This window comes from Rhodoferax sp. (genome assembly GCF_013297935.1).
Lineage (GTDB): Bacteria > Pseudomonadota > Gammaproteobacteria > Burkholderiales > Burkholderiaceae_C > Allorhodoferax.
Genome location: NZ_JAAFIX010000005.1, coordinates 53452 through 67342, shown reverse-complemented (window position 1 = coordinate 67342; position 13891 = coordinate 53452). Strand labels below are relative to the sequence as shown.

12 protein-coding genes and 1 pseudogene are annotated in these 13891 nt (G+C 56.3%); 5 read left to right on the top strand and 8 right to left on the bottom strand.

Translation table 11 applies throughout. From position 1 onward, the window contains the following. Positions 1-364: 364 nt before the first annotated feature. The 5 genes and pseudogenes from QZW03_RS08915 to gmd all read right to left on the bottom strand — a co-directional run. Complete coding sequence (locus QZW03_RS08915) at positions 365-1372, bottom strand: NAD-dependent epimerase (RefSeq protein WP_296509638.1); 1008 nt, start codon at positions 1370-1372, stop codon at positions 365-367. 2 nt (positions 1373-1374) lie between these two features. Next, positions 1375-2652, bottom strand: a complete 1278-nt coding sequence (tviB, locus tag QZW03_RS08910) for a Vi polysaccharide biosynthesis UDP-N-acetylglucosamine C-6 dehydrogenase TviB (protein ID WP_296509637.1) — start codon at positions 2650-2652, stop codon at positions 1375-1377. 66 nt (positions 2653-2718) lie between these two features. Continuing rightward, a complete protein-coding gene (locus QZW03_RS08905) occupies positions 2719-2994 on the bottom strand; it encodes a winged helix-turn-helix transcriptional regulator (protein ID WP_296509636.1) in 276 nt (91 codons plus the stop codon). 85 nt (positions 2995-3079) lie between these two features. Next, positions 3080-3361 (bottom strand): hypothetical protein, encoded by a 282-nt coding sequence (locus QZW03_RS08900; RefSeq protein WP_296509635.1) that lies wholly within the window; start codon positions 3359-3361, stop codon positions 3080-3082. Between the two features lie 80 nt (positions 3362-3441). Then, positions 3442-4400, bottom strand: a pseudogene (gmd, locus tag QZW03_RS08895) (GDP-mannose 4,6-dehydratase); the annotation flags it as partial. A gap of 58 nt (positions 4401-4458) precedes the next feature. On the opposite strand from gmd, the gene QZW03_RS08890 reads away from it, so the two are divergent. After that, positions 4459-5606 (top strand): IS3 family transposase gene (locus QZW03_RS08890; RefSeq protein ID WP_296509634.1). Its coding sequence is split into 2 segments (ribosomal slippage): positions 4459-4693 and positions 4693-5606, totalling 1149 coding nucleotides; the frame shifts between segments, so codons are not numbered across the junction. Here the strand turns inward: QZW03_RS08890 and QZW03_RS08885 are convergent. Together QZW03_RS08885 and QZW03_RS08880 are read right to left on the bottom strand one after the other, a co-directional pair. Continuing rightward, complete coding sequence (locus QZW03_RS08885; RefSeq protein WP_296509633.1) at positions 5603-6562, bottom strand: GDP-L-fucose synthase; 960 nt, start codon at positions 6560-6562, stop codon at positions 5603-5605. The genes QZW03_RS08890 and QZW03_RS08885 overlap by 4 nt on opposite strands. A 36-nt stretch (positions 6563-6598) precedes the next feature. Beyond that, the gene (locus tag QZW03_RS08880) at positions 6599-8599 is read right to left on the bottom strand and encodes an SDR family oxidoreductase (RefSeq protein ID WP_296509632.1); all 2001 of its coding nucleotides are present in this window, start codon (positions 8597-8599) and stop codon (positions 6599-6601) included. 220 nt (positions 8600-8819) lie between these two features. Here QZW03_RS08880 and QZW03_RS08875 point away from each other — a divergent pair, with 220 nt between their 5' ends. From QZW03_RS08875 to QZW03_RS08860, 4 genes are all read left to right on the top strand, one after another. Beyond that, positions 8820-9413: a phasin family protein gene (locus QZW03_RS08875; RefSeq protein ID WP_296509631.1), complete on the top strand. Its 594-nt coding sequence runs from the start codon at positions 8820-8822 to the stop codon at positions 9411-9413. A 105-nt stretch (positions 9414-9518) separates the two neighbouring features. Further along, positions 9519-10763 (top strand): patatin-like phospholipase family protein, encoded by a 1245-nt coding sequence (locus QZW03_RS08870; RefSeq protein WP_296509630.1) that lies wholly within the window; start codon positions 9519-9521, stop codon positions 10761-10763. A gap of 3 nt (positions 10764-10766) precedes the next feature. Beyond that, positions 10767-11423 (top strand): TetR/AcrR family transcriptional regulator, encoded by a 657-nt coding sequence (locus QZW03_RS08865; protein WP_296509629.1) that lies wholly within the window; start codon positions 10767-10769, stop codon positions 11421-11423. Beyond that, positions 11423-12205: a hypothetical protein gene (locus QZW03_RS08860; protein ID WP_296509628.1), complete on the top strand. Its 783-nt coding sequence runs from the start codon at positions 11423-11425 to the stop codon at positions 12203-12205. The genes QZW03_RS08865 and QZW03_RS08860 overlap by 1 nt, the downstream gene beginning before the upstream one ends. On the opposite strand, the gene QZW03_RS08855 is transcribed toward QZW03_RS08860, so the two are convergent. Further along, complete coding sequence (locus QZW03_RS08855; protein ID WP_296509627.1) at positions 12206-13813, bottom strand: wax ester/triacylglycerol synthase family O-acyltransferase; 1608 nt, start codon at positions 13811-13813, stop codon at positions 12206-12208. Positions 13814-13891 lie beyond the last annotated feature (78 nt).

Genomic DNA, 13891 nt, shown 5'->3' with positions numbered 1-13891 from the left:
AAGTTGCGCATAGCTCTTAGAGAGCAATTCTTCTGAGCTATAAAATAGTGTGCGCCGGAAATGTGCCCTACAGTCGATGAGCGCGCTACTCGATCCTTTGAAGGACCCAAAGGATCGTGCGCCAATTTGTATTTACGCCGAAGTACTACCTTAACGACAATGAATCGACTCAAGTTGCCAGTATGTCGCCGGAGTAAAAATTAGAACGCAAAAGCGAAAGCGCAATGCCAAAGACATCAGCGCTCTTTCCATCGCGAGTCACAATTATTTCTACCCACACAGGTTTTTATCTCTGGTGCTAGGAAAAAACATATTGACCTGTGATTCTGCAGGCGCACGGTTTCTTTCCAGTTCACCTTTATTCTCACGACTTATAATGGTCGCGATACCACTCCACGAATCTCCCCACCCCATCGATTACCGGCGTATTAGGCTTGAACCCCACCCAAGCATTTAGTTCTTCGGTGTTCGCTGCCGTGGCCGGCACATCCCCGGCCTGCATTGGCAAGAAATTCCTCTGAGCTGTCTTGCCCAACGCGGCTTCCAGCGCGGTGATATATTCCATCAACGGGGTCGGCTGGTTGTTGCCAATATTGAAAACACGGTACGGTGCGTTGCTGGTGGCGGGATCTGGATTAGACGGATCAAATGCCAGATTTGGGGTGGCAGGTTTGTCAACAACGCGGATAACGCCCTCAACGATATCGTCAATGTAGGTAAAGTCACGGACCATCTGCCCATGGTTAAAAACATCGATGGGCTTCCCCTCCAAGATGGCTTTGGTAAACAAAAATAGCGCCATGTCTGGCCGCCCCCATGGACCATAAACAGTAAAGAAACGTAGACCCGTCGTAGGCAAGCGAAACAAATGACTGTAAGTGTGTGCCATCAGCTCGTTGGCCTTTTTGGTGGCGGCGTATAGGCTGACGGGGTGATCTATGTTGTCATGCTCGCTGAATGGCAAACCAGTGTTTCCGCCGTATACACTTGAACTGCTGGCATAGGCAATGTGCTTTACACCATTGTGTCGGCAGCCCTCCAACACATTGACGAAACCCTGCAGATTCGCATCAATGTACGCATGCGGGTTACTAAGCGAGTAGCGCACGCCGGCCTGAGCTGCCAAGTGGATGACCCGCTCAGGCTTCTCGCTTGCAAACAGCTCCGCCATACTCGCACGATCCTCGACACTGATTCGGTGAAAGCTGAAATTGGAATAGCCGAATAGGCGCACCAAACGAGCTTCTTTGAGCGAAACGTCGTAATAGTCGTTGAGATTGTCGACACCAATCACTTGGTCACCCCGGGCTAGTAAGCGCAGACAGGTGTGCATGCCGATGAATCCAGCCGCACCAGTTAGAAGGATTTTCATAATTACAAACGTCCGTCCGCAGCCCCCAAAGGCAATACACTTTTTACGTCATACAAAACAGCACCAGACTGACCCAGAGCCTTGATGCCTTGCTCACCCATGGATACAAACTGATGGTGCCCCACAGCCAAAATAATGGCTGCGTACTGCCCCGGTAGCGGCAGCGAACTCAAGCACTGCAATCCATACTCATGCGCGGCTTCTGACACGTTAATCCACGGGTCGTATACGTCAACTTTGGTGTTGTAGCCCTGCAGGGCTTTGACGACATCCACCACTTTTGTATTACGCAAGTCGGGGCAGTTTTCCTTAAATGTAAGACCCATCACCAGCACCTTACTACCGAGCACGGGAAGATTTTTGCGCAACATGAGCTTAATTGTTTCATCCGCTACGTGGCTGGCCATACTGTCATTAATACGGCGCCCGGCCAAAATAACTTCCGGGTGGTAACCAACCTCCTGAGCTTTGTGCGTCAGATAATATGGGTCTACCCCGATGCAGTGCCCCCCCACGAGACCAGGCCGAAATGACAGAAAGTTCCACTTGGTGGCAGCGGCTTGCAGTACCTCCTGTGTGTCAATGCCTAGTTTGCGGAAGATTAAGCTGAGTTCATTCATCAAGGCAATGTTCACATCACGTTGCGTATTCTCGATGACCTTAGCTGCTTCGGCCACTTTGATGCTACTTGCCTTGTGGGTGCCAGCAGTGATAATTTGTTGATAGAGCGCATCAACAGCTTCTGCAATTTCAGGTGTACTACCACTGGTTACCTTCTTGATTGTGGGAAGTCGATGCTCTTTATCACCAGGATTTATTCGTTCAGGACTGTACCCACAAAAAAAGTCTTTGTTGAAGGTGAGTCCAGAGTGTTTTTCCAGTACGGGCACACACACTTCTTCTGTTGCCCCGGGGTAAACCGTGGACTCATAGACAACCACTCCCCCTACAGATAAAATCTTGCCCACCGCCTCACTCGCTTTCACCAAAGGGGTCATATCAGGGCGGTTCGCCGCATCGACGGGGGTAGGTACAGTCACAATAAAGAGCTTGCACTGCTTGAGCAGATCCAAATCGCCAGTGTAAGTTGCGTGGATCGCAGCCTTCAACTCATCGAAAGAAACCTCTAGCGTGCTGTCCCTGCCAGCCTGCAGCTCTGCAATGCGCACAGCATTGATGTCGAAGCCAATTACTTTGCGCTTCTTGGCGAACTCCACCGCTAAGGGGAGGCCGACGTATCCCAGCCCTATGACCGCAATCACACCGTCAAGTTGTTTCATCTCAAATCCATCCCGCTCACAGCTTCAATCTCGAGCTGCAACTGCTCTATTTCCGCACGCAAACGCTCATACTCTGCCATCTTGATCTGCAGAAAATTCAAGGCCATGCTGCTTTTCGCGGCAAAGCCCGACGAGGTCAAAAAATACGCATAGGCGATTTTTTCGGCTACCACGAAAATTCTGTAACTTGATGAAGCACTTAGCCAGCAATGCATGCACGCAGTAGTTGACCTTGCCTAAACTCACACCGAGCTCCATCGCCAATTCACGTTGGGTGAGTTGGGGATTTTTCTCCAGAAGTCGCAAGACCCGCAAACTGGATTCTTCATAAGAGGCAGGCATTTGGCGCGGGCTTGTTCATTTACTGAACAATTCTAATCGCCAAATGCTGCGCCTACCGTAGGCGCCTAGAAATGAATTTCTCTCATTATCTGCCGCATCGCAATCGCCTCCGGTGACAACTTCGCCTTCTCGCCCGGCTTTGCGCCCTTGGCCGCATAGGAATCACGGTGTTGAAGTAGTGGGTCTCATCGTCGTAGTCGGTGGGGGTGATGAAGTAGTCAGCCCCCGAATAGGCCTCCTGTTTGTTGAGTGTGGCCCTGAGGTTCAGAGGCTTGTGGCGCAGGTAGTCTTGCAGTTCTGCATCGTAAATGGGGCTGATGCACTGGTTGATTTGCTCTACCTTGGCAGCAATAAGGTCTGTTACCACTACGTCAGTGGTGCTGCGCCGACAGCACCGCGTTGATCGGGCCTAAGTAGCCGGTTCAGGCCAGGTGATCCTCATGGGGTCTACTCGACGCTCACATTAACGTTGTAACCGTGCTTTTTGAGCAGTGCGTGTTGCTTGGCCTGCGCCAAATCTGCTTCCACCATTTCTTTGCACATGCTTTGGGCGGTGATTTGTGGCACCCAACCGAGCTCTTTCTTGGCCTTGCTCGGGTGGCCCAGCAGGGTTTCCACTTCTGTGGGGCGGAAGTAACGTGGGTCTAACTTGACGATGGTTTGGCCCACCCGGAGTGCGGGAGCGGAATCTCTGCGGATGGCGGTGATGACGGCGTGTTCTTCCACGCCCTGACCTTTAAATTCAATGCTCAGGCCCAAGGCGGCTACGGTCCAAGTGATAAATTCGCGCACACTGCATTGCACGCCAGTGGCGATCACAAAGTCCTGCGGCTTGTCTTGCTGCAGCAGCATCCATTGCATGCGCACGTAGTCTTTGGCGTGGCCCCAGTCTCGCACAGCGTCCATGTTGCCCATGAAAAGGCATTCTTCCAATCCTTGGGTAATGTTGGCCAAGCCGCGGGTGATTTTGCGGGCGACGAAGGTTTCGCCTCGGCGGGGGCTTTCGTGGTTGAAGAGGATGCCGTTGCAGGCGTAGATGCTGCAGGCCTCGCGGTAGTTGACCGTGATCCAGTAGGCGTACATCTTGTCCACCGCATACGGGCTACGGGGGTAGAAGGGGGGGCTATTTGTGGTATTCCCTGCACTAGGGCGTAGAGCTCGCTGGTGGAGGCTTGGTAGAAGCGGGTTTTCTTCTCCAGGCCAAGGATGCGGATGGTGCCCAAGGCGTCTACATCGGCGGCGTATTCGGGACTCTCGAATGAGACAGCTACGTGGCTTCGGGCGCCGAGGTTGTAGCTGTCATCGGGCTGCACTTGCTGGATGAGGCGGGTGAGGTTACTGGTGTCGGTGAGGTCGCCGTAGTGCAGTTTGAAGCTGGCGTTGTCGATGTGGGGGTCTTGGTGAATCGACCCGGATTATGTAGACACCTCTGAGCCTCAAAGGTGAGGCCTAATAGGAGGTGATGTGAGTCAGAAGAGATTTCCCGAAGAATTCAAGTTCGAAGCGGTTAAGCAGATCATGCAGCGCGGCCATCCAGTGGCCGATGTGTCCGCCCGATTGGGTGTCAGTCAGCACAGTCTGTACAAGTGGATCAAAGAGCAGCAATTGCCTTGTGGTCAGCACAAGGAGCAGTTTCCCCAAACAGAGGAACTACGCAGACTCAAGGCCGAGCTCAAGCGGGTGAGCGAGGAGCGCGACATCTTAAAAAAAGCCGCCGCGTACTTTGCCAAGCTATCCCGGTAAGGTACGCGTTTATCCAGCGTCACGAACGTGCCCATAGCATGCGCAGGATGTGCGCGGTAATGGATGTACACCCCAGCGGCTACTACGCATGGAGGCGTGAGCCCATTGGTGGGAAGCGTCGAGATGACCAACGCCTGCTGGGGCTACTCAAGCAGGCTTGGCTGGAGAGCGGCTGCGTTTACGGCTATCGCAAACTCACACTGGATATGCGCGACCTGGGCGAGCAATGCGGCAAGCCCCGGGTCACCCGACTGTTGCGCAGCGAAGGTATCAGGTCGCAAACCGGCTACCGGCGTCGCTCAGGTGGTGGTGGCAAACCTGCAGTGGTTCCACCCAATCACCTGAACCGGCAGTTCACCCGGGATCAGCCCGATAGATCATGGGTCACGGACATCACCTACATCCGTACTCATGAAGGCTGGCTGTACCTGGCCGTGGTGATCGATCTGTTCTCCAGACAGGTCGTTGGCTGGTCCATGGGCAGTCGAATAGATACAGACTTGGTGCTCAATGCACTCTTGATGGCGTTGTGGCGCAGACAACCCCACGAATCAGTACTGGTGCATTCAGATCAAGGGTGCCAGTTCACGAGACATGCCTGGCAAACCTTTTTGCGCGATCACAATTTGGTCAGCAGCATGAGTCGTCGAGGTAACTGCCATGACAACGCCGCGACCGAGAGCTTCTTCCAGTTGCTCAAGCGCGAACGCGTTCGCCGTCAGATATATCTCATCCGGCGAGACGCTAGGGCCGATGTCTTCAATTACATCGAGATGTTTTACAACCCCAAGCGTCGGCACAATACCGCCGGCGACATCTCCCCGGTAGAGTTCGAGAAACGCTATTTCCAACGGCTCGGAAGTGTCTAGTAAACCCGGGGCGATTCAGCGTAAGCTCGCTCGAGACCCACTTCCAAACTTACCCGAGCGCTCCAGCCTAGGGCGTTGAGGCGGCTGCTGTCCATCCATTTGCGGGGGGCGCCGTCGGGTTTGGTGGCGTCGAAGGTGATGCGGCCGGTGTAGCCTACGGCGGCGCCCACGGCGTGGGCCAACTCGGCGATGGTGACATCGCTGCCGAAGCCTACGTTGATGTGGCTGCACATGGGGGTGGTGTTGGCTTGGTAGGTGGTGTCTGCCAGGTTCATGACAAACACGCTGGCGGCGGCCATATCGTCCACATACAAAAATTCGCGTTTGGGGGTGCCAGTGCCCCAGATGGCGACTTCGGCCGCGCCGCTGATCTTAGCTTCGTGGAAGCGGCGGATGAGTGCGGGGATGACGTGGCTGTTTTGGGGATGGTAGTTGTCGCCGGGGCCGTAGAGGTTGGTGGGCATGACACTGCGGTAGTCGCGCCCGTGCTGGCGGCTGTAGCTTTCGCAGAGTTTGATGCCGGCTATTTTGGCAATGGCGTAGGGTTCGTTGGTGGGCTCGAGGGTGCCGGTGAGTAGTGCGCTCTCAGACATGGGCTGGGCTGCCATGCGAGGGTAGATGCAACTGCTACCCAAGAACAGTAGCTTTTGCACGCCGTGGGTGTGGGCCGCGTGGATGACGTTGGCCTGCATCATGAGGTTGTCATAGATGAAGTCGGCCGGGTAAGTGTTGTTGGCGTGGATGCCGCCTACTTTGGCGGCGGCCAAATACACTTGGGTCGGCTTTTGCGCTTCAAAGAAGGCGTGCACGGCAGCTTGGTTGCACAGGTCGAGCTCGGCGTGGGTGCGAGTGATGATGTCTTGCTGCTGCACGCCTTGGGCCAGCAGGGTGCGCACGATGGCGCTGCCGACCATACCGCGGTGGCCGGCAACGTAGGTTTTTGCAGTTGAATACATTCAGGCCTCTTCCCAATGGGGCCCGATTATCCACACTTAAAAATGAATCCCCCGCATCATCTGCTGCATCGCAATGGCCTCCGGTGACAACTTAGCCTTCTCACCGGGCTTGGCACCCTTGGCCGCAGATGAATCCGGGAACATGCGGAAGCTGGTGTTCATAGCAATCTGGGCGATGCGGGGCACGAGCGCATGTAGCACCTGACCGGTGATACCCAAGCGTGTAGCGATGCGCACCGGCTTGCTGATGCAGGCGTCGGCCACCATATCCGCGGCTTGTTCGGGCGACAACGTGGGCACGTTATTGTATATGCCGGTCGGCGCAATCATGGGCGTGCGAACCAAAGGCATATTGATCGTTGTGAAGCTGATGCCTTGGTCTGCAAACTCGCTGGAGGCACAGCGGGTCCAAGCGTCCAGTGCTGCTTTGGAAGCCACATAGGCGCTGAAGCGCGGTGCATTGGTCAAAACGCCGATAGAACTGATATTGACGACATGGCCCTTTTTCTTTGCCACCATGCCGGGTAAGAAGCCCATCGTGACCCGCAAGCAGCCGAAATAGTTGAGCTGCATGGTGCGCTCGTAGTCGTGAAATCGATCGTAACTGGACTCGATAGCGCGGCGAATGGAGCGTCCCGCGTTGTTGATCAGGAAATCCACGCCACCATGGTTTTCAATCAGTAACTGCACAAAGCGGTCGCAATCTGCCATGTCGGCGATGTCGGCCGGGTAGGCCACGAAGCTGTAGCCCTTGGCCTTGGCTTCTTTACATGCCTCTTCCAGCTTATCGACGTCACGCCCGCAAATGATGGTGGTAGCACCCGCTTCGGCAAACTTGTGGGCAGCCGCCAAGCCGATACCTGACGACCCTCCGGTAATCAACACTACCTTGCCCCCAACGGTTCCGCGCAAAGAGCGGTCAATATGCAAGTCGGGATCAAGGTGGCGCTCCCAGTAGTCCCACAAACGCCATGCGTAGTCTTTCAAATTGGGGCACTCGACGCCGCTGCCCTTGAGCATGGCTTGGGCATCGCGGCAGTCAAAGCGGGTGGGGTAGTTCACGAAGGTAAGCATGTCTTCCGGCAGGCTCAAATCCTTCATGATGGCGTTGCGCACTCGGCGCACGGGCGCCAAGGCCATCAGGCTTTTGGTTACACCCCGCGGGATAAAGCCCAACAGGGCCGCATTCACAAACACATTCATCTTCGGTGCGTGAGCCGCCTTGCTGAAAATGTCCAGCACATCGCCTACGCGGTAGCCGACAGGGTCCACCAAGTGATAGCACTTTTTAGCGATCCCGGCCTTGTGGCTGATGACATTCAGCGCGTCCACCACAAAGTCCACTGGCACGATGTTGATGCGCCCGCCTTCCAGGCCGATGGTCGGCATCCAGGGTGGCAGCAGCTGGCGCATGCGCTGGATCAGCTTGAAGAAGTAGTAAGGGCCATCAATCTTGTCCATCTCGCCGGTCTGGCTATCACCCACCACCATGGCAGGGCGGTACACAGACCACGGCACTTTGCAGTCCTGCCGGACGATTTTTTCGCTCTCATGTTTGGTCATGAAATAGGGGTGATCGTAGTTCTCCGCCTCATCAAACATGTCTTCGCGAAAAACTCCCTCATACAGCCCAGCAGCCGCTATGGAAGACACATGGTGAAAGTGCCCTGCATCGATAGCCTTCGCAAAGTCAATCGTGTTGCGCGTGCCTTCCACATTAACTGCAATTTGCGACTCTTCATCGGCCGCCAGATCGTAGACCGCAGCCAGATGGTAGAGATGGTCCACCTGCCCTTTTAAGCCTTTGACGACATCGGTCGGGACACCCAGTTTTTTTGTCTTGAGATCACCGAACACAGGGATGGCACGCGCCGCCGACTTGGCATCTAATAAACCCCAGTATTCACGCAGCTCGGCTACCTTGCCTTCGCTTTCCTGGCGAATTAAAAAGTGCACTGTGGCACCTTTGCGCTGCAACAGCTTCTTGACAAGCCGCTTGCCGATGAAACCCGTTGCCCCTGTGACGAAATACCGCATACATGCTCCTGTTAATCAATTTATTCTGACGGACTTTGCTCTGACGGATTTCATCGTAAACCCGACAAAGCCTCCCTTAAGGAGAATTTATTGTGCTTTCGAACGGTCGTGCTTCTTAGTGGCATGCATCTACACAGCTCCACATACAAAGCTTAGAGTTGCCTGCGAGCGAGGCTGCCCACGACCTCGTAGCAACGCCACACACTACAAAGGAGCATCCATGGTCAAGAAAATTCAGAAGAACAAATCGGCCGCTGCAGCGAGCAGCCCCCTGTCCGCGTCTGTGAAAGACTCGGCACAGCAAATCTGGCAGGCTGGCCTGGGTGCCTTCACACGGGCTCAAGCCGAAGGCAGCAAAGCTTTCGAAGCCTTGGTCAAAGAAGGCGTCAGCATCCAGCGCAAAACTCAGGCTGTGGCAGAGGACAAGATCAACGAGGCCACCTCCAAAATGTCGACTATGGCCACCGACATCAGCAGCAAAGCCACCGGTCAGTGGGACAAGCTGGAAAACATTTTTGAAGAACGCGTGGCCAAAGCACTCAACAAGCTGGGTGTTCCTTCCGCAAAAGATGTCAACAGCCTCATCGAGCGCATTGACGCTCTGAACGCCGCTGTCCAACAGCTTTCCAAAAAACCGGCTGCAACAACAAGCGCTGGTGCAGCCCCCCCGAAGAAAGCGGTCGCAAAAAAAGCATCCCCCGCCAAGAAGGCCCCGCTCGCCAAGCCTGCGGCCGCTAAAAAAACCGCCGTAAAGCGGAGCACCAAAGCTAAAGCCACAGCTGCTTCCGGCGACGCAGGAACAACGCTGTCTTGAGACTTTTGTAGTCAAAACCCAGGGCGCAACGGCGCCCTTTTTTTCGTCTTAAGACCTGTTGCGTTGCAGCATTTTTGAGCCGATCCAAACACTACACTGCACCGCATGAAGGCACGCCCCTCTCCTCACTCCAAAATTGCCATCGCTTTAGCCGGCGGCGGGCCACTGGGCGCCATTTACGAGATCGGCGCCCTATGCGCACTGGACGAGAGCCTCAGTGGCCTGAACCTCAACCGCTTGGATCACTACGTCGGCGTATCCGCCGGTGGCTTCATCGCTGCAGCACTCGCCAATGGCATGACTCCGCGTCAGTTGTGCGCTTCGTTTATCGAAAACGACCCACGCTCCGGTGATCACTTTGATCCCTCTTGGCTCATGGAACCGGCCTACGGGGAGTTTTTGCGCCGCAGCATCATGGTTCCCGGACTCCTCGCCTCTATCGGCTGGGACATGTTGCGCGGGCGGACCTCCGTCGTGCGTGCCCTGGAGAGAATGGCTCCGGCGCTGCCCACCGGTGTTTTTTCGAACCAACAGATCGACACCCAGCTGAACCGGCTATTTAGCAAACCAGGGCGCACCAACGACTTCCGAACCCTCGGCTGCAAGCTCTCTCTCGTAGCTACCCAGTTGGACAGTGCCCAGGCCATATCCTTCGGAAGCCCCGGCTGGGACCATGTGCCGATTTCCAAGGCGGTTCAGGCCAGCTCGGCGCTACCCGGCCTATTCCCGCCAGTCACCATTGATGACCAGTACTACGTCGACGGTGCCATGAAAAAGACCATGCACGCATCAGTCGCACTGGACGAGGGAGCGGACCTGCTGATCTGCTTGAACCCGCTTGTACCCTTTGATGCGTCATCGCCTCACCCGCCCCGTACGATGCAACGAGGCATACCGGAACAGCAGCGCAAAATCCCGCGCATGGTGGACGGAGGGCTACCGGCGGTCATGAGCCAGACATTTCGCTCCATGATCCATTCGCGCATGGAGCTGGGCATGAAGCACTACGCGAGCGCCTATCCCGACACCGACATCATCCTGATCGAGCCCGATCATCGGGATCCTGAGCTCTACCTTGCCAACACCTTCAGCTATGCGCAACGCCGCCAACTGGCGGAACACGCGTACCAGCAAACACGGCAATTGCTACGCAAACGTCAAACAGGTCTATCTGCGCGCCTGCACCGCCACGGCATCAGTCTGAACCATGCGGCCCTGAACGATACCGATCGCTACCTGTGTGCCCCGAGTAAGTCCTCATCCCGCTGGGTTCAGGCATTGGGTACATTGGAGGACGTTATGGAAGATTTATCACACGTGGTTCGCCACGAGACAAAGCTGAGGCACTGACCCATGGTTAAAAAAGCGCCCAGACGCACCGCCGAGCGAATTTTGGAAACCACACTGGAGTTGTTCAACCGTTTTGGCGAACCCAATGTATCGACCACGCTGATCTCCGCCGAGCTGGGCATCAGCCCAGGCAACCTTTACTACCACTACCCGGCCAAAGACGAGCTCATCAACTCCCTCTTCGACCGTTATGAGCGTGCTCTCAACGAGTTGCTCAATGCGAGCGACAACGTGCGCGATGTCGAGGACGCATGGTTCTTCATGCACACCTTGTTTGAGCTGATCTGGCAGTACCGGTTCCTGTACCGCGACCTGAACGACTTGCTCAGCAAAAACCGTCGCTTAGAAACCCACTTTCAAAGCGTCCTGAAAAACAAGACCCGCTCTATCCGTGCAATGTTGGAATGCATGGCCCGCACCGGCGCATTGCAAATGGACATCCGGGAAATGGAGCCCACCGCCACCAGCATGGTGGTCGTTTTGACTTACTGGTTGAGTTTTGAGTACGTCCGTGATCCGCGCAATGCGCTGGAACCGGCCAGCGCCCAAGCGGCACTGTTGCGCGGCGGTCAGCACGTGCTCAACCTACTGGTGCCTTACCTGCAAAGCCAACAGCGTCAACACCTGCAGCAACTCAGCGGCGCATACCAGGCCCCTTGATGCCCGGCGCACACGACTGGCACCCTTACGCGTTTGTGCATTTGCATGCGCTGAACGCCGCCAATATGCCAGCCCAGTGGGCGCGACTCCACGCGGGTGATGCAGAGCCCCTCCCTTCAGACGCAGAGCTTTTGTCTGCGTGGGCGCTTTACCACCGGGGGGAGTTTGAGGCGGCTTTTCATGCCGGTCGACTTCTGGGCTCCGCAGGGTCCACGGTGATGAACAAAGCTTGCCTGATCCACGCAGACTTTCTGGAGCCCAGCGAGGCCGCACGGCTTCGCATGTACAAAGAAACAGCAGAACGTGCTCTGCGGGCTACGAGGGAAGATCCGGACAACGCCAATGCACATTACTTGTATGGCTATGCCTTGGGCCGCTACAGCCAAGGCACCAGCGTAGCCCGGGCCCTGGCACAGGGCTATGGCGACAAGATCAAAACGGCCTTTGAAACCGCCATTGCACTGGAAGCCCGGCATGCCGACGCCCATCTGGCACTGGGAACCTTTCATGCTGAAGTGATTGACAAAGTCGGCGCAATGATCGGAAACATAACCTACGGTGCCCGGCGCGATGTCGCAATGCAGCACTTTCAGGCGGGACTTGCACTTATCCCCCACGCCGCCCTGGCCCTGTCCGAATATGCGCGCGGCTTACTCATGCTGGACCCAGAGGCCTATGAGACTGAAGCCATGGCGCTCTACGCACGCGCTGCCGAAGTAAGCCCTATCGATGCAATGGAGCACCTAGGCGTGCTCCAAGTTCAAGCCGAACTCGCGGGCTAACTATTCGCCCCAGGGCAGCATCAAGGTCAACATCGACAACTTGGCGAACTCGGGTTCAAACTGATCGATGATTTTTTGAGGCTCGGGGCACAGCGTGGCATCGGTCACCACCCCAAACTGCACGCCGCCTCCGTAGCTCAAAATCGAAACTCCCAAGCCGACAGAACCGCTTTGCGGTACCCAGAACAGGTTCTCCTCGATCGTGGCTCCGCAAATTTTGAGTTTCTCGCGAGGCCCCGGGACATTGGTCATCACAGCCGTTGTTTTTTTCGAGAACAAGCTCAGCAACGCATCCTGGGCCGGTTTGATTAGCAAGCCCGCCACCGCCAACAAGCCGAAAGCCAGCAAGGGCTGCATGCTGCCCTTGAGGCCGCGCATGCGGGCGCGCACTTCATAGACGCGCTCCACCGGGTTGTCGAGCCCGATGGGCAGCACCAAGGGCGCGAGGCCAAACTGGTTACCCAACTTGTAAGCATGCTCCAGCGGACGCAAGTTCACGGGCACCATGGCGCGGATTTCTTTGCCATTCACCACATCGCCTTGTTCGCGCAAATAGGCACCGATTGCCCCCGCAACGCAACTTAGCAACACATCGTTGATCGAGCAGTTCAGCGCCTTGCCCACGGCCTTCACTTCTTCCAAGGGCAAGGGGGCACACCATGCCACGCGCTTGGCGTTCCCGGGTTGCCCCTTGAGACGGGTGGGAGAGTCATCGGGCATCAAGGCCAAGGCAGCCAGATCGCTCACCACTTGGTACGCCATCTTGGCCATATCGACAGAGTTGTGCATGCCGGACTCCACCCCCTTCTGGGGCTCCATCAGCAAGCCCATGGATTTGACCGCGCCGTCCCCCGCCGCCCCCAACGCCTTGACGGCCAGATGGGTAAAAGGCTTGAGCAGCGCGTCGGCCAGCCACTCCTCTGCACCATCCAGTCCTTGGGCACGCTCGGCCTTGGCCCGGCGCTGCGGAGGCGGGCTGCCGCCGTCTACCAACGATTGGGTCACCGAGATCAACGCAATGCCATCTGCAATGCAGTGGTGAATGCGCACCATCAAAGCAGACCCGCCCTTGTAGTTCTCGACCAAATGAAATTGCCACAGCGGTCGCTCGCGGTCCAAGGGCTCCATCGTCAGCGCGGCCAGGCGCTCTTGCAAGGCCTCCTGCTCGCGGCCGCGGGGCTTTTTGGCCAAGGTTTCGGTCACCACATGGCGGTCGAGTTGAAAGTCCGCGTCCTCAACCCAGGTTGCACCCGCGGCATCTTCCACCACCCGCTGTTTGAACCGCGGGTACTTCAGCAAACGATCTTCCACCCGTTGTTTCAAATCCTGGAGCGGCAGGCCCGGCTTGGTGACCCAAACGCCCACGATCATCATCAGGTTGGCGCTGGAGTCCATGCGTAGCCAGGCCGTATCGACCTTGGACATGCGCTCACCCTGCAGACCCAAGGAGCCGATCACCGCATCTGCCACATTTTTCTGAACCACCCCGGCCGCTTTTCGCGCACGGCGTGTCACTGTTTTCGCGACCGGAGCCACTGGAGCCACCGTCTCTGCGACTTTGCGGCGGGCTTGACTCGCTACCTTCTTGGCAATGACTCGGGTGACCATGAATTCTCCAGGCTGAACAGGTGTGGGGGGACCTGCCTATTCTGGGGGCAAATCGCCGCTTAAGATACGGGGCAAGCA